The sequence below is a fragment of the Lysinibacillus sp. NPDC098008 genome, assembly GCF_044760715.1.
In the GTDB taxonomy this organism is placed as follows: Bacteria; Bacillota; Bacilli; order Bacillales_A; family Planococcaceae; genus Lysinibacillus.
Genome location: NZ_JBIWBA010000010.1, coordinates 1 through 22568, shown reverse-complemented (window position 1 = coordinate 22568; position 22568 = coordinate 1). Strand labels below are relative to the sequence as shown.

The 22568-nt window shown below is 39.6% G+C and carries 23 protein-coding genes and 1 riboswitch; of the genes, 6 read left to right on the top strand and 17 right to left on the bottom strand.

What is annotated here, in order from left to right; all coding sequences use genetic code 11:
• From ACIQVU_RS10555 to ACIQVU_RS10530, 6 genes are all read right to left on the bottom strand, one after another.
• Positions 1-1887, bottom strand: coding sequence for an ABC-F family ATP-binding cassette domain-containing protein (locus ACIQVU_RS10555; protein WP_340805355.1), 1887 nt, complete (start codon positions 1885-1887; stop codon positions 1-3).
• 251 nt (positions 1888-2138) lie between these two features.
• Complete coding sequence (locus ACIQVU_RS10550; RefSeq protein WP_402895403.1) at positions 2139-2753, bottom strand: HD domain-containing protein; 615 nt, start codon at positions 2751-2753, stop codon at positions 2139-2141.
• Positions 2754-3450: 697 nt separating this feature from the next.
• Entirely contained in the window at positions 3451-4494 is a 1044-nt protein-coding gene (locus tag ACIQVU_RS10545) for an S-methyl thiohydantoin desulfurase domain-containing protein (protein ID WP_340805353.1), read from the bottom strand.
• 17 nt (positions 4495-4511) lie between these two features.
• The gene (locus ACIQVU_RS10540) at positions 4512-6086 is read right to left on the bottom strand and encodes an OPT/YSL family transporter (RefSeq protein ID WP_340805352.1); all 1575 of its coding nucleotides are present in this window, start codon (positions 6084-6086) and stop codon (positions 4512-4514) included.
• 159 nt (positions 6087-6245) lie between these two features.
• On the bottom strand, positions 6246-7925 hold the full coding sequence (locus tag ACIQVU_RS10535) for a hydantoinase B/oxoprolinase family protein (protein WP_402895508.1): 1680 nt from the start codon (positions 7923-7925) through the stop codon (positions 6246-6248).
• 2 nt (positions 7926-7927) lie between these two features.
• Entirely contained in the window at positions 7928-9964 is a 2037-nt protein-coding gene (locus ACIQVU_RS10530; protein WP_402895398.1) for a hydantoinase/oxoprolinase family protein, read from the bottom strand.
• 161 nt (positions 9965-10125) lie between these two features.
• Between ACIQVU_RS10530 and ACIQVU_RS10525 the strand changes: the two genes are divergently transcribed.
• Together ACIQVU_RS10525 and ACIQVU_RS10520 are read left to right on the top strand one after the other, a co-directional pair.
• On the top strand, positions 10126-10863 hold the full coding sequence (locus ACIQVU_RS10525) for a hypothetical protein (RefSeq protein ID WP_402895395.1): 738 nt from the start codon (positions 10126-10128) through the stop codon (positions 10861-10863).
• 156 nt (positions 10864-11019) lie between these two features.
• Positions 11020-11439, top strand: a complete 420-nt coding sequence (locus ACIQVU_RS10520) for a hypothetical protein (RefSeq protein ID WP_402895392.1) — start codon at positions 11020-11022, stop codon at positions 11437-11439.
• 88 nt (positions 11440-11527) lie between these two features.
• Here the strand turns inward: ACIQVU_RS10520 and ACIQVU_RS10515 are convergent, their stop codons facing one another.
• From ACIQVU_RS10515 to ACIQVU_RS10500, 4 genes are all read right to left on the bottom strand, one after another.
• A complete protein-coding gene (locus ACIQVU_RS10515; RefSeq protein ID WP_340805348.1) occupies positions 11528-12151 on the bottom strand; it encodes a group-specific protein in 624 nt (207 codons plus the stop codon).
• Positions 12152-12325: 174 nt separating this feature from the next.
• Positions 12326-12625 (bottom strand): cupin domain-containing protein, encoded by a 300-nt coding sequence (locus ACIQVU_RS10510; protein WP_340805347.1) that lies wholly within the window; start codon positions 12623-12625, stop codon positions 12326-12328.
• Between the two features lie 51 nt (positions 12626-12676).
• Positions 12677-13126, bottom strand: a complete 450-nt coding sequence (locus tag ACIQVU_RS10505) for a GNAT family N-acetyltransferase (protein WP_402895388.1) — start codon at positions 13124-13126, stop codon at positions 12677-12679.
• An 88-nt stretch (positions 13127-13214) separates the two neighbouring features.
• Positions 13215-14894, bottom strand: coding sequence for a formate--tetrahydrofolate ligase (locus tag ACIQVU_RS10500; protein WP_402895385.1), 1680 nt, complete (start codon positions 14892-14894; stop codon positions 13215-13217).
• 185 nt (positions 14895-15079) lie between these two features.
• On the opposite strand from ACIQVU_RS10500, the gene ACIQVU_RS10495 reads away from it, so the two are divergent.
• Entirely contained in the window at positions 15080-15280 is a 201-nt protein-coding gene (locus ACIQVU_RS10495) for a cold-shock protein (RefSeq protein ID WP_340805344.1), read from the top strand.
• A 152-nt stretch (positions 15281-15432) separates the two neighbouring features.
• Here the strand turns inward: ACIQVU_RS10495 and ACIQVU_RS10490 are convergent, their stop codons facing one another.
• The 3 genes from ACIQVU_RS10490 to ACIQVU_RS10480 all read right to left on the bottom strand — a co-directional run bounded on the left by ACIQVU_RS10490 (position 15433) and on the right by ACIQVU_RS10480 (position 17081).
• Positions 15433-15564, bottom strand: coding sequence for a hypothetical protein (locus ACIQVU_RS10490; protein WP_340805343.1), 132 nt, complete (start codon positions 15562-15564; stop codon positions 15433-15435).
• A 292-nt stretch (positions 15565-15856) separates the two neighbouring features.
• The gene (locus tag ACIQVU_RS10485; RefSeq protein ID WP_402895382.1) at positions 15857-16321 is read right to left on the bottom strand and encodes a hypothetical protein; all 465 of its coding nucleotides are present in this window, start codon (positions 16319-16321) and stop codon (positions 15857-15859) included.
• Positions 16299-17081 carry an NRDE family protein gene (locus tag ACIQVU_RS10480; protein WP_340805341.1) on the bottom strand — a complete coding sequence of 261 codons (783 nt, stop codon included), beginning with the start codon at positions 17079-17081 and terminating at the stop codon, positions 16299-16301. The genes ACIQVU_RS10485 and ACIQVU_RS10480 overlap by 23 nt, the downstream gene beginning before the upstream one ends.
• Positions 17082-17206: 125 nt before the next feature.
• Here ACIQVU_RS10480 and ACIQVU_RS10475 point away from each other — a divergent pair, with 125 nt between their 5' ends.
• Positions 17207-17485, top strand: a complete 279-nt coding sequence (locus ACIQVU_RS10475; protein ID WP_340805340.1) for an amphi-Trp domain-containing protein — start codon at positions 17207-17209, stop codon at positions 17483-17485.
• Between the two features lie 50 nt (positions 17486-17535).
• Here ACIQVU_RS10475 and ACIQVU_RS10470 read toward each other — a convergent pair whose 3' ends face one another.
• The gene (locus ACIQVU_RS10470) at positions 17536-18321 is read right to left on the bottom strand and encodes a VOC family protein (protein WP_340805339.1); all 786 of its coding nucleotides are present in this window, start codon (positions 18319-18321) and stop codon (positions 17536-17538) included.
• Between the two features lie 115 nt (positions 18322-18436).
• Between ACIQVU_RS10470 and ACIQVU_RS10465 the strand changes: the two genes are divergently transcribed.
• Entirely contained in the window at positions 18437-18922 is a 486-nt protein-coding gene (locus ACIQVU_RS10465; protein WP_340805338.1) for a flavin reductase family protein, read from the top strand.
• An 89-nt stretch (positions 18923-19011) separates the two neighbouring features.
• Here the strand turns inward: ACIQVU_RS10465 and ACIQVU_RS10460 are convergent, their stop codons facing one another.
• From ACIQVU_RS10460 to ACIQVU_RS10450, 3 genes are all read right to left on the bottom strand, one after another.
• Complete coding sequence (locus ACIQVU_RS10460) at positions 19012-19167, bottom strand: YezD family protein (RefSeq protein WP_340805337.1); 156 nt, start codon at positions 19165-19167, stop codon at positions 19012-19014.
• A gap of 59 nt (positions 19168-19226) precedes the next feature.
• Positions 19227-19313, bottom strand: a riboswitch (SAM riboswitch).
• Positions 19314-19493: 180 nt separating this feature from the next.
• Positions 19494-20174: a phosphopantothenoylcysteine decarboxylase domain-containing protein gene (locus tag ACIQVU_RS10455; protein WP_340805336.1), complete on the bottom strand. Its 681-nt coding sequence runs from the start codon at positions 20172-20174 to the stop codon at positions 19494-19496.
• 69 nt (positions 20175-20243) lie between these two features.
• Complete coding sequence (locus ACIQVU_RS10450) at positions 20244-21122, bottom strand: LysR family transcriptional regulator (RefSeq protein ID WP_340805335.1); 879 nt, start codon at positions 21120-21122, stop codon at positions 20244-20246.
• A gap of 134 nt (positions 21123-21256) precedes the next feature.
• Here ACIQVU_RS10450 and ACIQVU_RS10445 point away from each other — a divergent pair, with 134 nt between their 5' ends.
• Positions 21257-22156 carry a DMT family transporter gene (locus ACIQVU_RS10445; protein ID WP_402895377.1) on the top strand — a complete coding sequence of 300 codons (900 nt, stop codon included), beginning with the start codon at positions 21257-21259 and terminating at the stop codon, positions 22154-22156.
• Positions 22157-22568 lie beyond the last annotated feature (412 nt).

The window sequence follows — 22568 nt, the reverse complement described above, 5'->3', positions numbered from 1 at the left end:
TTATCCATTGACAATTTCATCTAAATAAGACCATCTTTCAATTAAATGCTCATACTGTGCATTTAACGTATCCAGCTTCGCTGTTAGCTCCTGTAGCTTAGTAAAATCTGAGCCAGCCTGTGCAATGCCTTCCTCCGTTTCCATAATCGCTGTTTCTACTTTTTCAATATCCTCTGTAATCGTTTCCCATTCTTTTTGCTCTTTAAACGATAGCTTCTTCTTCTCTGATTTTGGCTTATCTGCCTTTACTTTGTCCACTTTTGGCGCTTCCACTTTAATAGTAGTTGCCTGTTCACGCTTTTCTAAATATTCACTGTAAAGATCAAGCGTTTCCTCAACATGCCCTTGCCCATCTAAAATCCATAGCTTTTTCGCAATACGATCTAGGAAAAAGCGATCATGGGAAATGGTAATCACAACGCCAGGGAAATGCTCAATAAAATCCTCCAGCACCCCTAATGTTTCAATATCTAAATCATTTGTTGGCTCATCCAGCAATAGCACATTTGGCTGTTCCATTAATAAGCGCAATAAATGCAGTCGCTTGCGCTCTCCGCCTGATAATTTGCCAATGGGTGTGCCATGTGTATGCAATGGGAATAAAAAGCGCTCTAGCATTTGCGCTGCTGAATAGCGCACGCCCTCTGCATCTGTAATATCATTGGAAGCCTCGCGTATATATTCAATCATACGTTCATTTTCATTCATTTTTGGCAATGTTTGCTTAAAGTGTGCCAGCTTTACCGTTGACCCAACAAGAATTTCACCTTGATCAGGTGTCAGCTCCCCTGCTAGCATATTTAATAAGGTTGATTTCCCTACACCATTTGCACCGATAATACCAATACGATCACCCTGCTGTAGTAAAAACGAGAAGTTTTCAACGATTTTTTGCTGTCCAAAGGCTTTCGAAATCTGCTCAGCCTCCAGCACCTTACGACCAAGGCGCGTTGTTGCAAGCCCCATGTCTAATGACACATCCTCTGTTTTACGCTCTAGGTTGTCCTCCAGCTTTTCAAAGCGTTGAATACGTGCCTTTTGCTTTGTTGAACGTGCCTTGGCACCACGACGAATCCATTTTAGCTCTGAGCGATAACGGTTGCGATCCTTTTGTGCAGAGGCAGCCTTCATTTCCTCACGAATTGCACGTGCCTCTAAATAGTCGCCATAATTCCCTGTATGACGATACAAGGTTTGATCTGCCAGCTCATAAATATGTGTTGCTAATTCATCTAAGAAATAACGATCATGGGTGATGAAAATAACAGCGCCTTTTAAGCGTAGCACCATTTCTTGGAGCCACTCTGTTGACTGTACATCTAAATGGTTGGTCGGCTCATCCAATAAATATAAATCAGCAGGCTCAATTAAGACTTTGGCTAAGGCTACTCGCTTTTGCTGACCACCTGATAGCGTTAGCACTTCCTTGTCGAATGTTTCGATGCCAAGCTTTGTCAATGCCGTTTTAGCAAGCGCATTCACATCCCATGCCTGCTCCTCATCCATACGCTGTTGCAAGCTAAATAACGCTTTTTGCAGACCTTCAGATGTTGGGTTTACTGCGAGTGCAGCAACGGTTTCTTCATATTGACGATTCAACTGTAAAATGGGCGAGTTCCCTGCAAACACTGCCTGTAAAACCGTTTCGCCAGCCTCAAATGTCGGCTCCTGCGGCAAATAGGCGATACGGTATTTATTTGGGTGATCCATTGTCATCGAATCCGCTTCAATGTCCCCCGCTAAAATGGATAACAGGGTCGATTTTCCCGTTCCATTAATGCCAATTAAGCCTGCTCGCTCTCCTTCATAAATCGTAAATTCAATATGTTGAAAAAGCGTTTTATCGCCAACCGTTTTTGTTAAGTTTTGTACAATTAAATGACTCATTCCACTATTCCATCTCTTTCATGTTAGGTATGTTGATGCCCACACGATTTTTATGTAGACGATTATTGCTATCCATTATTCATCATAACACCAATTGACAGGTAAACAAAGAGCAACACCCTACTTACCTCCTATAATAGAACGCTTGCTATGAGCGAGGCTTCACCCTAATCAGCTTTCTTACCAAAACCCTTAATATACTTTAGCTAAAAGCAAAAGGCATCGAGCAATTCAGCCGCGATGCCTTTTAGTTATTGACCAATTTCATGCTGTAGCTGTTGTAAAAAGCTTTCCATAAATTGATGGCGTTCAAGTGCCATTTGCTTGCCCTTTTCTGTCACCATTAAATCTTTCAGCAATAATAATTTCTCGTAAAAATGTGTTACAGACGCCGTATTTTTCTGACGGTATTCCTGCTCTGTCATATTCATACGTACTTCTTCACCCTTATCGTAAAGCTTGCGACCTTTTGCGCCGCCATATGCGAATGTACGAGCAATGCCAATGGCGCCAATTGCATCTAAGCGATCTGCATCTCGCACAATTTTCGCCTCCAATGAGGTTGCCGCTAGCTCATTGCCACCATTAAAGGAAACTTGTGCGATGCAATCTCGAATATGCTGCTTTTTTTCCTCACTAAGCGCCAGCTCTGCAATCAGCTTATCCTCTTGCTCTTTGCTATCGGTATATTTTTTATCGCTGACATCATGCAAAAGCACGGCAATTTTCACAACCTCAGCATCTGCTGTAGGCTCTGTTTGTAAAATGGCTAAAGCATTTTGATAAACACGTTCAATATGCTGAAAATCATGACTAGCGTCAAATTGCGCATAGACTTCACGTACTCGATCCATTAACTGATTCATAGGCTACATTCATTCCTTTCCTATTTGATTATACGGTATTTTTAACAGTAGTCGGTCATCAAAAAAAATAAAAAAATTTTGTATATTTCAATTGACTAATTTTTCTGAATATTGTATTATAAATGTACAGAACAAATAATTTGTTCTGTGCCTCACAAATTTCTGTGATGTACAAGGCTATGTGTTCAACAAATATAAATTTCACTTCAGCGGGCATGCAATTGAATAGCTTGTGTTAAAGATGATATATGTATAGAAAATTAATTCATCTCAATCAATAAAAGTGAACACTTTCCCTTAAGATTTTTTTGTTAAACCCACATAGCAATATGTGCATACTGAAATATGTGAACAATAATTAGCTTGTTTGGACGACCAAAGGGCTTTCATCTAATGCAGCATTTGTGTAATCGTTTTTTCATGGATAGCTGTTACCTTCTTTGCATCAACAATTGAGCATATATGAACGTAGCCCCTTCTATTTATGAAAAATCCTGCACTATTTGTGCTAGCCATTACGTGAAAATGCCAGTAGAGTTGTGTAAGCAAAATAGATGATTCATATAAGCCAAAGGTAATAAAAGCTATAAAGGAAGTAGGAACAATTTTGATAAAATGTCTAACCCTCCCGCTGAAGGAACAATAAAAGCTGCCCATCTAACAGTTCAGTAGATGATGGCAGCTTTTATTATGCGCTTTATAAAATCTTGGCAATCACTGTATCAATTTCTCGTAGTAATGCTTGATTTTGCATTGTTGAGCTTAAGGTTAAATAACGCTGATCCACATGGATAACTGCTACATGCATCCCCTCTTTCACACTAGCGCTTGGCACTGGCAGCATATTATCTATATCAAATGTCATCATAAGGTCTGGGAATTTTGACTGTAGCTGTCCATCCTTCGTTAATGTCATATACTCATTCCAGAAGGTTAGCTCGTAATCACCAACCGCTAATTTACCAATATCAAAGCCATTGTCCTTCGTTAATGAATAATTTGTGACTTCACCTGATACAATGTGTACACCATTTAATTGCTGCACAACATTGGACAATCTCTCCTCAAATGTTCGTCCATTTAAAAAGCTATAGCCAAGCTCAATAGCCATTGTAATCGCATTTGGCGCACCATGTTGTCGCAAGTAGTCAATTGTTATAGGATTGCGTGTAACGGCAACGAGGCCGCCAGCTAAAATCGAAGCATGACGGACTGTTTTTGCCGTGTTTTGTAAATCCCCCTCCACAAAACCTTGCACTGCCAAATGATCCTTACCACCTGCATAAAATTGCAGTGATTGATAATGTTGTTGTTCATGAAGATTTAAGGAGCCCATAATACCTGTAGGATGTGCGCGTCCATTGCATGGAGCATCCACAACAGGCACATTTACTAAGACGGATTGCAGCCAGCCATTAATCGTTGTGATGGCTCCATTTTCATTTGTAATAATACCTTTTAAGCGTTGGTCCATATACGTGTTCATGCTTTGGTAGCTCCAGCAAAGCTGCTCATTGGAAATATATTGATCGGCTGCTGAAGGCGCGCCAACCATTGCTACACAAGCCACTAAATCTTTATGATCTAATTCCGTTATGTCAACTAATTGAGGCTCCCCAGCCGCAAAGATTTCCTTCACTAGCTTTAGTCCCTCCTCTAGCAGACCACCTCCGCCACCGCCAAGGATTGCACCTCCATAAACTGCTGCAATGCCATCGTTATAGGTTAATGCTTTGACCATTTAGTATACGCTCCTTTCTACTTCCCGATTTTCACAATAGAGGTAAAGAAGCTGTATAAGGCATCTCCAGCAATAACCCCTGCTGCAAATACAGTCATTTCAGATTCTTTCTTCCCTTTTGTCATAGATGTGAAAATAATACGTAGTACAATCCCCACTAATACAGCCCATCCAGCAATTGGGTTAACTAATAGTAAACCAGTTGCAAAAAGGATACCCATTTGACGTTTAGCACCACCAAGCAATTGAATCAATGCGCCTGGAATTGCCCAAATCATTAATTGCTTTGCTACATCGCCAGTAACACCTGATTGAATCGTTGCCGCATACACATGGTTGACAGGTGCTACTAAATCTTGTGCAAAATAAGATTTATAGGATAGTAATACAACAATTGCTGAAATGGCAAAGGCTAGCATACCTGCAATGAGCTGCTGTTTGCGCCCCTCTTTTTCTAATGCAGGATCACTACCATAACCACGTAAAATAAAGCCAGTTTTTAAGTCATAGCCCATATCCGCAAAGGCTACCCCTGTCGCTGCGCTATAGCCTGCTAATAGGGCAAGAGCTGGTGCTGGGAAGCCCAATAAAATACCAACAATCAGTGTAATAAATGCTACAGCAAATGCTGGGAACCAGCCTGCATGCATGGCCGCAATCCCAACAATAAGCTCATGCACAAATGCCGCAACCGCTGCAAATAATAGGAAGCCGAGCAACATCCCAAAGGACATATGAGAAATTAAACCACCTAACAAGGCGATTAATAAAGCAATCACTAAATAAGCAATAAACCCTACACCAAAGCCTTGGCGAATTTCTTTTTCATCCTTCGTATAGCTTACTTCCTCTACTTTTTTAGCAGCTCTTTTATTCAATAATGAAAACCCTACTTGGAACAATGCCACAACCCCAGCACCAACCATCATGCCATGTGGAATATAATACTCATTTAAATCAATATTAAATAATTGAACTGAATAGCCTCGCAGTAACAGACCAATACCAAACATTGTTAGTGCCCATATATTACCGATAAACGCTACACCAAAAGCTGACATCGGTATTTTTAAAATAGACCCTACAATACCAACTAAAACACCGCCAATTAATACTTTGGCATTTTTCCCACCTTTATCGCCCGCTTTAATTGCCTCAGCGGTAGCAATTCCCGGTGGCCATGTGCCTGCAGCTGGAAAAACCTTTGTATCAAAAAATTTATATAATAATAAAGCATCCACAAACATCGCTAAAACGACACCAATAAACAATGGTAATACTAAATTTTCATAGCCTAGCACATATGGAATTCCAATTGGCAGCATTAAACTACTTGCTGCACTAAATGTAGCTGCTGATATTGCCGTTTGCACAATATTTTGTCGATGTATAGATTTAAAGGCAATCAGCTTGCCAATTGGAATTCTCCCTAAAATCATCGCAAATATTGCCCCAACAATGGATGTATTCGCAGAAATCCCTAACGTTGTAATTAGCTGTATCCCAATAATTGCCCCAATTACAGATGTGAAAACAATCATTAGTAATGTAACAGGCTCCAAAGCCCGAGGATGTAATACTTTATTATTCATAGTGTCAGCTCCCCTATTTGAAATATGTGATACACTGTGTTTCAAGCATATATTTCTCCCTTTGCATATCCACAAGAAATGGCATTATATCTTTCTTATTAGCACACTGACACTATATAAGCTTAGAAATACCGCTTCACTTGTAGTGGACTCCTTCTTTTAGCCATGGTGATAGCCATATTGCTGCTTTGCTACTTCTACTGAAATATATTCATTTAATATATCTCGCTCAATGGCTTCCTTGCTTCTTTCTAATGGATCGCCATAGCCACCACCTGTTGCTGTAACAAGCTCAATGCGATCACCCTTTTGCAATGCATAATTAGCAAGTACACCCACTGGTCCAACTTTCGTTCCATCTGCTTTATGAATCACTAAATAATTGTGGGAGCCCTCGCCACCACCATTTAAGCCGAATGGTGCAAATTGATGCCTACCTAAATTAACGGACACTCTTTGCCCATCATGATTCACCGTATACACACGACGTACACCTAAACCGCCTCTAAATTGCCCTACACCAGCGTCGTCACAGTTTAAGCTATATTCATCAATTTGAATACCGTATTTTGTTTCAGCAATTTCAACAGGAAGATTATATGTTTCACCATCTCCCATACAGTATTGACCACTTTGCCCATCCTCATCATTCGCTGCTCCCCAGCCACCAACAGATGGTTCAACAATTAAAAATGGTTCATGACTATCAGGGTTTTTCCCTGTTAAAATAAACGTACAAACTGACTGTAAATGACCAGCAGTAAGGCGATCAGGTAAATGCGGAGCAAGTGCCTTCCAAATTAAATCTGCTGCCCCGATGCGCGCCTCAAAGTTCATCGATACAGGGTGTGGGCGTTTAGCCGAAACAATGGAATTATCATCCGTTATAATGGTTAAACGTTTAAACACGCCTTCATTAATTACATCAATATCGCCAAGCAATGCTAGGAACATCACACGCACACTTGCCATTAAGCCGAATTGTGAGCAGTTCATCGGTACATGAACAGCAGGATGTGAGCCTCTAAAGTCACAAATAAACGCCTCATCACTAATTGTGACTTTCACTTTAATTGGATAAGGTCCACCCTTTAATGGATCGCCTTCAATAAAGTCCTCCGCATAAAATTCGCCTTTCGGTAAATGCTGCAGCTCAAGCTCTGCAATTTTTTCACCCTTGTCCAATAATTTTTGAATGGACAGCTTCACTGATGCAGCACCAAATTTCTGACAAAGCTCTGCGATGCGTTTCTCGCCTGTTTTTAAGGCGGCTACCTGTGCAAACATATCACCGATTGATAGCTCTGGTAAACGGACATTTGTCGCAATAATTTCATAGATTGCTTCATTTAGCTCACCTTGTTGATAAAGCTTAACACCCGGTAGCTGCAAACCTTCCTGATAAATTTCATTGGAATTACTTGTAAATGAGCCTGGGTCCATACCCCCTACCTCTGTCCAGTGTGCCTTATTAGCAGAATAAGCGATAATTTCGCCATTATAGAAAATTGGTAGCACTAAGCCAACGTCTGATAAATGCGAGCCACCTCCCACATATGGGTCATTAATAATAATGACATCGCCCTCACGTAGCTTGTTGCCATGATCAAATTTTTCAATAACACGCTGCACCATCGGGCTTAGCATCCCAATAAAGCTTGTTACACCATTGCCTTGGCTAATTAAATTGCCCTTTGCATCTGTTAAGCCACAGGCATAATCTAATACCTCATAAATAACGGGACTCATCGAAGAACGTGCAAGCGCAACAAACATTTCATCACCTATCGCTAGTAACGAATCCTGAATAATCTCTACTGCAAAAACATCTTTTTTCATCATTATTTCGCCTCCATCTCTACAATCAAATTGCCATACTTATCAATTTCAATTGATTGGTTTTCATCTATAACGACTGTAGATGTTGGATTTTCTACAATAGCAGGACCCGTAATAACATAGCCGGGCACTAGCTTTTGCTGGTCAAAGACATTGACCTCTACCCAGCCTGTTTCCTTCATATATAGGTTACGCTGTGCTTTGATACACGTTGACGCATCAATATGTGAGAAGTCAAGCTCCTTAAATTGCACAGCCTCATCCTTGCCATAAATCGTTATGTGTAAGTTCACTAATTCAATTGGCGTAGCTGGTAAATCAAAGGAAAACTCTTGCTTATGCTTAATATGGAAAGCTTGCACTAATTGCTCCAGATGCGCTTCATTTATTGTCGTTGTTGATGCATTTAATTTCACCGTGTGCTCTTGCCCTTTATAACGTAAATCATAATTGATCTCAAAATCATAATGCTCCTGAGTGAGCGGTGCATCTGCATAGGCATCGGCAATCGCTTGATCAATATTTTCTTGAATAGCTGCAAGCTGCTGATGATCAAAATTCATTAAGCTTGTTTGAATATAATCTTGTCGATATTCGGTCATCATCATACCTAATGCCGAAAAGACAGAGGAGCCATATGGAATAATGACCTTTTTCATGCCTAATTCTTTCGCTAAATAAATCGCATGTAATGGGCCGCCACCGCCAAAGGCAACCATTGTAAAATCTTCTGGATCATAGCCTTTACGAATGGAAATTAGCTTTAATGCGTTTAACATATTAGAGTTAGCAATATCTAAAATACCTTGTGCCGCTTCCTCTGCCGTTACATTAAACGGCTTGGCAATTGCTTCAGTGAGCGCTTCCTCCACTTTATCAATTGATGCTGGATGATCAAAATTTGCTAATGATAATCTCCCCAAATAAACATTGGCATCTGTAATGGTTGGCTGTGTATTACCTAAGCCATAAGCAACAGGGCCTGGGTTTGCGCCAGCAGAATCTGGACCTACTTTTAACGAGCCAAATTGATCGACGCGTGCAATGGAGCCACCGCCATTCCCAATTTCCACAATATCTACAACAGGCGTTTTAATCGGATAGCCCGCAAACTTTTCATTTCTTTCGATATAATAATCCGTTGTAACATTCACTTTGCTATCTGTAATTAGTGAGCATTTTGCTGTTGTGCCTCCAACATCAAAGGCAATAATATTTGGCTCATTAAGCAGCTCTCCTAATTTTGCTGCACCAAACATCCCCGCTACAGGGCCAGATTCTACAAGATTAATCGGTAATTCCATCGCCTTATCAAAGCTTGTTGTGCCACCATTCGATTGCATAATTTTTAAATGGTCTGTAATACCAATCGTGCCTAGCTTCTCTTGTAAGCTTTTTAAATACGCATGTGCAACGGGCTTTACATAAGAATTAAGGACTGTTGTGTTTGTTCTTTCATACTCTCGGTATTCTTTAATCGTTTCACTTGAAAGTGTGATATATACCTCAGGCCAAAGCTTTAAAATCGCTTCCTTTAGCTGTTGTTCATGAATTGGATTTTTATAGCCATGAATCAATGAAATGGCAATCGCCTCTACACCCAATTCCTTAAATTGATGCACGATGTCACCGACTTCCTCGGTATTAAGCGCTTTCATAATATTTCCTTTATAATCAATGCGCTCATCAATTTCTTGTCGTAAATAACGCTCCACAAAAGGCTTTGGCTTTTTATATTTAAAATTATATAAATCTGGTCGATTACCACGAGCAATCTCTATGACGTCACGGAAGCCCTTTGTTGTTATTAACCCAACAACGCCACCTTTGCGTTCCGTTAAAGTATTAATAATGACCGTTGAGCCATGGATAAATGATTCAATTAACGAATCCTCTGTCACATGTCGCTCCAATACATTTAATATACCGTCCTCAAAATGACCCGGTGTCGTATGTCCCTTATCAAAATGAAGATTGCCCTGCTCATCTGTGTAAACAAGGTCTGTAAAAGTACCACCAATATCTGTTGCGATTTTCAAAATACCATCCCTCCACGTTTCTATTATCGGTACATCGTTTCCGATTTAGAATTAAATAAATTATAGTGAAAATAAAAAGAAAATTCAATATTTTTTCAATAAAAATTCATTTGACAATTGATGCTAGTAGTGGAAATCATAATAGCGGGAGGGATAGATAGATGAAAGAGAAAAAAATTGCAGATATTAGACTATTTGAAGAGCTCACGCACACAAAATCATTGCCTGCTTATATTGGTCACATCTATAAAGTAGCAAAGGATGCACATTTGATATGTGCACGATTTGCCCGAAAGCTTCGAGAAAGAGGTTTTATGACAGGCGATTTCGACCATGTCTATATCGTATTAACGCCATTACTGGAGGCGCAAGTGATTCAGCCATCCAATCGAGAAACTGAGCAGCGCATTCGCTATTATAATGTAGGTGCGGCGATTGATGCTTTTAATAGCCAAACAGCAAAGGAAAAAGAGGTCTATCTCTTACAGCTGATCGCCAATGTTTTACAGCAAATCGCTAGTACTGCACAGCAAGCAGGCTTAGTAGAAGATGTTTATCAGCTCCTGCTTCAATTAGGCAGTGAGATGGAAATCATTCATGTAACAAAGGAAACAAGCCAATATAAAGTGACCATTTCCTATCAAATTCAATCTTTACAGGAAAAATCAACAGCCATTATTGAATACCATGATTACAAGGAGCAGCTAACACGCAAAGCTGCATTTTTAGACTTGAATATGTATGAGGATATTTATTATTTAGTATCTTCTATTACAGTAAAGAATGGCGTGATCTATTTAAAGCCACGCACGTCACGGACGGCAAGCTATCATACGCAAGCCTATGCAACCCCTATCGCTATTCCTATTCACGATATCCCTCTACTAGAAATAAAGTGAGCAAGCTTATATACTAGTCGATTGAGTTGCTTTATCAATTCGCGACCCAATCATCCATGAATTGCCCGTTCATTTCGATGGTAGCGCCTTTATGGCAATACTTGCAGCATCTTTTGGACCTCTTCCTGTATACTGATTACAAAGGAGGAGGTACTTATGAAGAAGTTGATGAGTATGCTAAGTTTTACACTTATCCTAGTTGCCTGTACCAATGAAACTATTGATAAAGCACATCTTGCCTATATAGAAAATTTGGGGTGGACAATTAAATCATTTCATTCAAGTGAACAAATCATAATAGATGATATTCCGCCAGAAATTCTCAAAAGCGATAGAGCTGCTAATATTACTTTTATGGAGCAATATATCGGACAAGAATTGATGGTAACAAGTTATCACTTAACTGAAAAAGACCTTGAAGATACAAATTATAGAGCCTACATATACGAATATGAAGGGGAAATAGTTGGTGCTAAGGGCGTATCAAATGCCTATCCAGGTATATTCAATCTTGCGGATAAAAAGGGAGAGGAAGAGAGAAACAAAAAGCTACAGGAGAATAAGACAATGAACTAACTGATCCACATATCATACTAAAAATTCTCGCTCAAAAATGCACCAATAATCAATGTGACGAACATTGGCTATTAGCGCATTTTATTATTTAACAATGACCCTTTACATTCAAATCTTTCAATATATTTGCTACTATATTGCTTTTATTTACAAACAGCTCTTCAATTGGCAAAACATAGTGATATGGCATAACATTTTTATCAACGATCGTTTGTTTATCGTATAGGAGCATGATCGTTAATTGATTATTTGGTAAGATGAGGTTCTTCGATTTTATTGCTATTACTAACTCATCATAAATTCTGCTTCCTTCAGCTTCATAGACAATTTCCATAGCTCCCTTTCCAAAGAATATATTACCCCACCAAGATTGGAATAACTTTATACTCTCGGAAAAACCATATTCTCCATTTTCATTCCCTTCAAAAAGTTGTCTATATAATGGAGCATCCGATTCAAGAACGCCATTATAATCATAGTGAGGGCTTTGTATATTTTTTCTAATCACTTCATCCCAAATGCTTTTGAATTTAACTTGAAATTCATCTTGTTGTAATAGGCTCCATTTAGAACTGTCTATGGATGGGAAATGATTTGAACCATCTCTCTTGTTTAAAAAAACATTTTGAACAAATACTAAATAGTTTAAAGAATACGGTGAATCTACTTTTAAAAGAAGGTTATTATTTTCGAATTCATTTATATGAAACATTCATTACCGATTCCTTTCTTCCTTAAATTTGAAAACCCCCTAATAACACCTCCACACGCATAAAGCATTAAAATTAGCCACTATTCATGTTTATTTTTTCTATGCCTCTCCCTTCTATCTAACAGAAAATAACAAAAAAGCTCTGATTTGCAATAATCAGAACTTTTCCATTCCTTATTTTTTCAAGCGTATAACGATAAGCTCGCAATCCTCTAGCGCTTCAAGGCTATGCTTTTCGTTTGGCTCAAGCAGTAATAGTGCATTGGCATCAAGCGTTGTGAGTTGTCCTTCCACCTGAAACTTCACGCACCCTTTGCGGCAAACAATTATTACCTCACCAGGTGCTGAATGCTCTGCCACCGATTCACCTGCTCTTAATTGAATAGTCATCATATCATAGCCCGCACCAACGGCAACCTTGCCTGCATGCTTCCTCTTATTTTGTAAAAGCTGCTCTACTTGAATATGTTGCATCTCCAACGCCTCCCTTTATTTAATATGACTATAAATACATCTCTATCCCTATCATACCATTGTTTTTTCCATCGTTATATTCGGCACCATAACGTCTATTTCTTCCGCAATAATAGAATAGCCAAGCTTTGTATAGAGGCGAATATTGTTATCCTCGCTTTTGCGTACCTTGCAGCTAACACGCTTAAAATTGTGAGCATTCGCATAGTGTTCAATAAAATGAACTAATTGTGTAGCGATACCTTGCCCTTGCTCAGCAGGTAGCACAGCTAGGCGGGAAAAATAGACGGTATCTATTTCTAGCTTGCATTTTACAACGGCTATTACAGCGGCCTGCTTTATGACACTAAAAACAATGATGCCTTCATCAAGCTCCTGCTGGATAGAGAGTGCCGTTTCCTTTAAAGCACTAGAGGGGACAGGATCACTGTCATAACGCTGAAATGCCGCATGGATAATGCGGATTATATCTGCTGGATTTTTACATCGCTGAATTTGCATAGCACCATCCCCTTTTCGCATATTTATACATTTTATATTAATAAAAGATAGGATTTCAAATGAATATTGGAAATCCTATCTCTCTCATTTAAAACAGCCCTACCGCATGCCCTTCGTTATCAACATTCATGCGTAAAGCGGCTGGTGTTTTTGGTAAGCCAGGCATTGTCATAATATCGCCTGTTAGACAAACTAAGAAGCCAGCACCTAGCTTTGGAATCACTTCGCGAATCGTGACTGTAAAGCCTTCTGGACGTCCAAGTAAAGTTGGCTGGTCAGATAAGGAATATTGTGTTTTTGCCATACAAATCGGCAAAGAATCCCAGCCAAATTTTTCAATTTGTGCAATTTGCTTTTTTGCTTGGTCTGTAAATTGGACATCTTTCCCACCATACACTTTTTGCACAATGCTACGAACTTTTTCTTCAATAGATTCTGTTACCTCATATAAAGGTGAGAAGTTATTTTCATCCTCCAGTACGGCTAGCACTTGCTCCGCTAATGCAATACCGCCTTTTCCACCCTCTTCCCAGACATTTGTACGAGCAATACGCACATTTTTCTTCTGACACCAGCTTAGGACAGCCGCTAGCTCAGCCTCTGTATCTGTAATAAAGCGGTTTAATGCAATAATCGGTTCGACACCAAATGTACGAATTGTTTCAACATGCTTTTCAAGGTTGGCAATTCCTTGTAGAAGTGCCTCTACATTTTCATCGACAAGTGCTGTTTTCGCGACACCACCATGCATTTTTAATGCACGGATCGTTGCAACAATTACAACAGCACTTGGCTTAAAGCCTGCTTTACGCGCTTTAATATTCATAAATTTTTCAGCACCTAAATCCGAGCCAAAGCCCGCTTCTGTTACAACAATATCAGCTAGCTTACGTGCTGTTTGTGTAGCCATAATAGAATTACAGCCATGAGCAATATTCGCAAACGGACCGCCATGAATAATAGCAGGCGTCCCTTCTAATGTTTGCACAAGATTTGGCTTAAAGGCATCCTTTAATAATAATGTAAGTGCTCCCTCTACTTGTAAATCACGCACAAAGACAGGCTCACGCAAAAATGTATAGCCAATAACAATACTTGCTAAACGCTCGCGTAAATCATCAATGCTTGTTGCTAAACAGAACACAGCCATAATTTCAGAGGCGACGGTAATATCAAAGCCATCCTCACGCGGCATTCCTTGCACGGGGCCACCTAAGCCAATCACTACTTTTCTCAGTGCACGATCATTGATATCTAGCACACGCTTCCAAATAATACGTCGTGGATCAATGTTTAATGCATTGCCTTGGTGGATATGATTATCAATAAAAGCAGCTAATGCATTATTGGCTGTTGTAATCGCATGAAGGTCACCAGTGAAATGTAAATTAATATCTTCCATTGGTACAACCTGTGCGTAGCCACCGCCAGTTGCACCACCTTTTACACCCATTACTGGACCAAGAGATGGCTCACGTAACGCGACCATTACTTTCTTATTCAATTGGTGAAGCGCATCTGCAAGCCCTACAGTAACGGTTGACTTTCCTTCACCTGCTGGGGTTGGACTAATGGCTGACACTAATACAACCTTTGCATCCTCGCCTTGGGCTGTAATTTTTAATGGGTCAATCTTCGCTTTATAGCGCCCATACTGTTCAAGGGCATCCGCTGGAATACCCGCAGCATCAGCAATTTCCGTAATTGGTTTCATCACTGCTTGACTAGCGATTTCTAAATCTGTTAATGGTTGATTTTTCGTTGTCATTTGGCATCCTACTTTCTATGTTGTTCATTTCCATTATAGTCTTTATGATGAAAAAAAAGAAAGCAGTTATACTAGCATTTCGGCAATCAATTGACAACTTTGTTTAATTCATGTATGTTCTAAGAGAAAATGCAATTTTTTCATATTTTCTTTTTACATTCAAGCGCATTGGAGGCGAATGGCTTATGCAACAAGGAATCGTAAAGTGGTTCAATAATGAAAAAGGTTACGGATTTATTGAATGTGACAATGGAGAAGATGTATTTGTACATTTTACGGGCATACAAGAGGAAGGCTTCCGTACACTTGAAGAAGGGCAAAAAGTATCGTTTGATGTAGTGGAAGGCAACCGTGGCCCACAGGCATCAAATGTCATAAAGATATAAAATGAAACTTCAATCAGTGAAGCTTTTGCACATCTCTCACTGATTGGACGTTTCACCAACCGTTGTTTTTACAGGCTATTCATACAGGTTCAATAAAAAATGGATTGGAAAGTGCTATCGCTTTTCCAATCCATTTTTTGCAATAGCCAGCCCTACTGCTTTTGTAGTATCCAATAATATAACTCCACCTCTGTACCAAATGCCTGTCCAATATGTATGCTACATGCGTGCTTAACCTCGATTGGCTCATTTTTCAAATAGCCTTCTAGCTTTTGCTGAATCATATATTTTTCTTCCTCAGCATTTCGTGGTTGCGCCTTTTCTCGAAAGTTTGCTAACCCTCTATTGATACCATCAGCATATTTTACAAATTGCTTCTGTTTAGAATCAATCTTATCCTTTCAGGCGTGTTGATTAACCTTTATTTTACAGAGAATCGCTTAGAATTCGTTGATTTCTGTTACAGGTGGACGCTTTCTGCGGGTGCGGCTTCAACTCATTTATTTCGGCAAATGCCGAAATAAATGGATTTTCAGCTCGCACTTTTTCCGCTAGAGTCGCCACCTTTCACGCCAATCAACGAGAGAATGCTTTAGACAAAGCGTTTTCCTTCTCACAACACGCAAATGAATAGCCAATATTTAGATCATCAACACGCTTGTTATCCTTTAAATGTGTTGCAATCATAACGATAAATGTATTGGTAGCTATTGTTGTATATTTACCATTTTTAGTCATATCATTTTTAATTTTTCGCAAATAATCTCGCTTAAAATGTGCATCGTGAACAATATCTGACGTATATAGACTTGTTATTTCAATAATATTTTCTACCATAGTTGGGTGGGCAGTGGATAATTGCGCTAAGTCGATTCGTTTATATTCCCTACACCAACTTTTATCAAGCCTATATAAGTATAGCGCCATTTGATCTCTGAGAAAGCTTTCATTTTTACCCGTTAATGATATGTAGGCTAATTCGTTCTGTCTATATTTAGTTGGAAGCTGTTGAATAGCTTTATTTATTGTAGCAATCATCATTGTTCCCCTCTTTTGTCACCTTCAATCGTACATCTCCAGTCCATTCGCCATGCTCAAAGCTTCGCTCTATTATATCCCAGCCTGCTTGATGCAGCCTCACAACGGTTGAGGCTCGTGTACCATAGCCATCCATATGAATAAAAATAGAGGAAAGCTGTTGCTCTAATGCAAGCGGGATACCTGTTGCTGGTAAATCTTTCGTGGCTGCCTTTGTTGGATCTGTTAAAATCGCTAACAATGCTTCTTCCGCTGTTGTTGTTTGAAGCGTTTCAGCAAAAGCTGCCTTTAGACGCTCTACTTTAGGCCATGGCGTATTGAGGGTTGCATTCGATACACAATGAATACCCGGTGGAATAATTGTTTGCACATTATGTACATTATTATAATGCACAAGCTCCGTTCCATCATAGAGCAGTACGTTTAATCCTCCATATAAATAACGCTCCTGCTGTAGCTGACCAGCAAAATCCTGTGCGCTTACAGAGCTATTCATAAATGCAATAGGAACGGCTCCTCTCGATTTTTCACCGACAATTGGCAGCTGTGGATCGCGATAATTGGTGACTGCTGCAAACCGCCCATTATTACTCACAGCTAGCCATGTACCCATTTTCTCTAAATCTCGACCAGCCCAAATATGCGGCATATCCTGCCAATTATGCATGCGCTCAGTTGGTCTTGCATAAAATTCATCACGATTTGCCGCAATCAGTAAAGGATGCTGTGGATGCACCTGATAGCCAATGGCAATAATACACATAGCGCGCCCTCCTATTCTTTATATTGAACATAGTATAGAGCACACAAGAAACAAGTGCAATGCAAATGGTAGCGCTAACATTTTATGCTATAATAGAGGTAACAATACAAGAGGGAGGGATTTCGATGCAAAAGCAAATGAAACCGATGACGGAGGTTGTTCTAAAGCATAAGGAACGGCAAAGCGTTCTCGAATTTGCAACAATGCTTGAAGCAATTGCTCAAAAGTTAAAGGAAAACGGTGAATTTACATTTGTGCAAGGCACAGAGCAAACTATTGTTAGCCCTACAGAACCACTTAAAATCGAATACTCCTATACAAAAAAGGGCGACAAGCATTCATTTGAAATTGAATTTGATTGGTACACAGGCACACAAGCACCAAAGAAAATGACGATTGAATAATTGAAAAACTACGGCAAGGGACATTCTACACTCCCCTTGCCGTAGCTTTTCTAGCGATTAATCCAATAAAAAGCACCTGGACAAACCAATGTTTCTTTTACGCGATACGGGTCTTTTAATTGCACACCAAATGGGCCTTGCTTTAAAGGTGTAAGGGTTATAGCTGTGGCAACTGCCTCATCATAAAAATCCAAGCGTATATTTGGTAGCTGTAAGGATACATATTGCTCGTGCTGTTCAGGCTTTGGCAATTGCAATGCCTTCTGCCAAAGCTCAACGGTTGCCTGTACATCCTTTACTGCAAACAGCACCGCCTCCATTGTAATGCTTTGCTGTGGATGAAGCGCACCACTTGCCTGCAATTGTGACAAGCGCTCCTTATCATCCTCCGCCCATTCAATGAAAAACGGAAAATCAATGGCATGGTCAGGCTTACCAAAATGCAGCAGCTTCCACTCTACAACAGAGCCGTCTGGTCTTGTACGACTACAAGCCTCAGGTCCATACACATCAAAGCCTAATGCACGCAAGCGTTGTCCCTCTGCCTCTATATTTGTTGTGCGCAAGGCAATTCGTGAAAACCCTTGGCGCTCCTCGTCCTGTTTAAACGTATAATGTAGCGTGTAGGGGTTTAATGCTGCCCGCTCAAATAAATCACGATCATATACCGCAATTTGCTCAATATAGCTTAAGCCAAAATAGCTTAATGTATTATAAGTCCCCCACATCGTATGCTGACCACCGTTTACTGTATGGATATTTCGTTTGTTGAAGAAAACCTTTATATTTTCTGGTGATTCCACTTGCTGAACCAAATGATCGAAATATAAAGTCATGGTCATTCCCCTTTCTTTCCCGATTACCTTTACCTATATGTCGGATTCGTTTAAAATTTATGCAAGACAATGATAGCTATTTAACTTCATTGACAATAATAACGAGGTGATTTGAATGACAGATCAAGTAACTGCTTTTAAATTAGCACTAGGTAATTACCCTACAGGCGTAACGGTTGTTACTACATGCCATGACACACAACCGATTGGCTTAACCGTTAACTCCTTTGCATCTGTTTCGATTGACCCGCTCCTTATTTTATGGTCACTCGATAAAAAATCTCAGCTCCATGCTTATTTTACAGCAGCGCCAACATTTGCGGTCAACATTTTAGCGAGTGATCAGGAGCATTTATGTACATTATTTGCCAGCAAAGTGCCAGATCGTTTTGCTCAGGCAAAGTGGTCTATGTCCTCCTTTGACCTACCGATTTTACATGATACAGCAGCCATTTTACAATGTAAAACATATCAACAGATTGATGCTGGCGACCATACTATTTTTATTGGGCAGGTGCTAGATATTACAAATTCACCAAAAGAGCCTTTACTGTATCATCGCCGTCATATTGGTGAGATTCCAAAAAGCTTTTATCGTTAAGCATTCCACAAAAAAAGGGCCACTTGTAAGCATAGGACATCCTTTATGCTTAGTTGTGGCCTTATGACATCGTTCGACTGAAATGATCATTATTTCTTCTGTGGAAATCTCTGTTTTTCGAGCCTATTAATTTGCACAATTACACCATCCTGAATCGTAATATGCACTTCACCATATTCAAGATTTTGAATAGCCTTCGCGATAGCCTCTAACTTCTTATCATCTACTTTTACCGACTGTGCCATATAATACACCCCTTCTTTTTCTTGCTTCCGTTACAAAAGAGTTCAATTGATGGATAGCCCCTTTATCTCTTAGATACTATTGGCATCTATTCTATTAGTTGCCGAGGCTTCATTGGGCCAAGTCCCTCCGCCTCTCTTGATAAGAGCCCTGCTTACTTGGAAATAATTCTATAATTGTGCTATACAATTGTCAATATAAAATATTAGAAAACCTAGTCGAATACTTTGTAATGTGTTATTTATCTCAATTCCTTCTAGCATTGTATGCAGGCAATTACGCATTTAGCGCCACCTAACGATAAAAAAACTGTGCAGAAGTATCCCCTCTACACAGTTTCTTGTTGTAAGCATGCTATCAATGCTTGCGCTGTTTGTTCTTTGCCCATTACCTTAATTGGCTGCCCCTCTGCTGGTACAATCCAATGAGGCTCATCTCCGCCATATAATGATTGAGAGCTATTTGCCACCATAAATTGTGCCTGTGCTGTGTCCATACGCAATCTTGCACGCGCAAGTAAAAATGCCTCATCATCTGTTGCTTCCAGCTTAAAGCCTACTAATGTGACATTTGGTTGCCAGCCCTTTATTTGCCCTAATATTTTTGGTGCTTTTTTAAAATGAATAATAGGTGGCTCATCGGAAGGCATTTTCCCTGCCTCCTCCATTAAGTTGCCTGATTGGTCATATACTTTATCAATGACCCAATCAGAGCCAGCCGCTGCCATAATGACAATATCCACCTGCTGCTTCTGCACAGCATATCGAATTTTATCGCCTAAGTCCTCAATGCCCTCAAATTTAATCGTTTGCATTTTGCTATGATTAACTGGTAGCTGTGCAAAATAGCCATGCATATAGATAACATGCGCACCAGCTGCAAGTGCTGCCTCTGCCAAATAACAGCCCATTGTTCCCTTCGATAAATTTGTGTGCCCCCGTACACGATCCCATTTTTCAAGCGTTCCCCCACTTGTAATGAGTACGGTTTTCCCTTGTAATGTCCCCATACACTCACCTATTTTCTACAATATCTAACAACCTTTATTCTAGCGTAATGCAAGGATATGCTTCAAGAGCTACAGCACGCTGTTTTGCTCCTTTAACCAAGCACTTAAAATTTCCGCAAATTTCTTCGTTACAGGAGAGGCATGGTGTTTCATCGCAATACCAATTGTCCGATAGCCACCCTGCTTTAACGGTATAGCCTTTAACGTTGGCGGTAAATTATGAATAACAAGCTGCGGTAAAATACTAATCCCAAGATGGTGAGAAATCATGGAGAGAATCCCAACCTCCTCTGATAGCTCAAAGCGAATATTTGGTTTTACCTGATAATGCTCTAACAAAACCTTTACATCATTTGTTCCCTTATAGGAGGTCATAATAAAGGGCATATCTTCCAAATCCGCAATATCAATCTCTGTTTTATCATAAAGAGGGCTTTTATCCGAAACAATGCACAGCAAAGGGTCCTGCTGCAATTCGGTAAATTGATATTGCGTTGATTTTTGCCCATTTAAAAATCCCGCTTCAATTTCACCACTTAGTAGCCATTGCTCGATTTCATAATAATCGCCCTCACGCAATTCCACCTGTATCCCCGGAAACTGATTATCCATAATACGAATAATTTCTGGCATCCAATTCGATGAGATACTTGAAATCACGCCAAGTCGTACCTTGCCTCGTGTCACGCCAAGAATATGCGCAGCCTCCTGCTGCAATAGCTCCTGCGCATCCAAAACCTGACGCATCGCCCTTAGCATGGTCTGCCCCTCACTTGTTAAGGTTACACCCGCACGACTGCGATGAATCAATGCAAAGCCAAATTCTTTTTCCAAGCTTGATACCGCATGGCTTACAGCAGATTGTGTTAAGCCAAGCGCATCTGCTGCTTTTGTAAAGCTTGCTACCTCTGCCACCTTTGATAAAATCTCATATTTGACTAAGCTCATGAATTACCTCTTTACTTACATGAAAATTTTTAATCCTATTCATTATAAACATTCGTTTTACTAATCACAAGACAAGCTATATAGTAATTTCTAGTAGAAAAACTGTTTTAGTACACAGATCGTAGGTGAACATTATGAGTATCCAAGGAAAAGCAAATATATTGATGGTCATTGTGACAATGTTTTGGGGGTTATCCTATACCTTTATGGTCATGGGGCTTGAAACATTGGCGGTTTATAATGTAGTGGCATTGCGTTGCATCATCGCATTTTTAATCGCAGGTTTTATTTTTTATAAACGAATGCTTAAAGTAAATGGGCAAACATTAAAATATGCGGCTATTCAAGGGTTGTTATTATTCATTGTGTTCGCACTTAGCTTATTTGGCTTACAATCTACTTCCGTATCAAATGCAGGCTTTATTTTAAGCCTTACCGTTGTGCTAGTGCCGATTTTCAGCAGCTTTATTGATAAAAAATTACCTTCAAGAGCTGTGAGCTTTGCCGTAATCTGTACAATGATTGGGATTACGGTGCTAACAGCGAATGGTTCATTTGCTTTCCAAAAGGGAGATATATTAGTCGCAATTGCGGCAATATGCTATTCCCTTTATTTACTATTAAATAGCTCCTTTACGCGCAATGTTGAATCTATTTCTTACGGAATTTATCAGCTCGGCTTTGCAGGGCTCTATGCACTCATTTTAACATGTTTATTTGAAACACCAGCATTGCCCCATTCTCCAACAGCTTGGCTGGCAATTCTAGGGCTTGGCATTATCTGTAGTGCTTTTTGCTTTGTTGGTCAAACTGTTGCACAACAATATACATCTGCTACACATACAGGTCTTATTTTTTCCTTAGAGCCTATTTTTGCAGCTATGTTTGCGATGATGTTTATTGGCGAAGGGCTAACAATGAAATTAGTGATTGGTGGTAGCTTTATTCTGCTTGGTAATATAGTGGCACAATTAGAGCATTTCCATCTATTGCGCTTTATTAAAAAAGAGGCACACGAAAAAGTGATGCCATAAGAAAAGGAAGCTAGGTTTGGTAACTTCAGCTTCCTTATTTTTCTTAAAACAATCATCAGCTATTTTACAAGAATCTAGCGAAGACTTTCAGGTTTATTGGTAATATCCATGTTGTTGCTATGTAATATGGCTGATATGCATTCCATATAACCTTTCATTATAAAAGCCATTATTTTGAAATATTCATTCAAAATAATGGCTTTTACATATAATTATGGTTCTTCACCATAACTTGTGGTTGACTTTCTATTAATTCAATAATTTCATATTTTCTATAGAAGAAAAGCGAAAACTCACGTATCGTAATTGTTGTCGAGACAAACCACGAGAGGAGTTTTCGCTTTGTACTCCAAGTTTATCAAAATGCTATTACCGTTACCATCTTTTTTCGAAGTTTCTTTTCCATCTGACG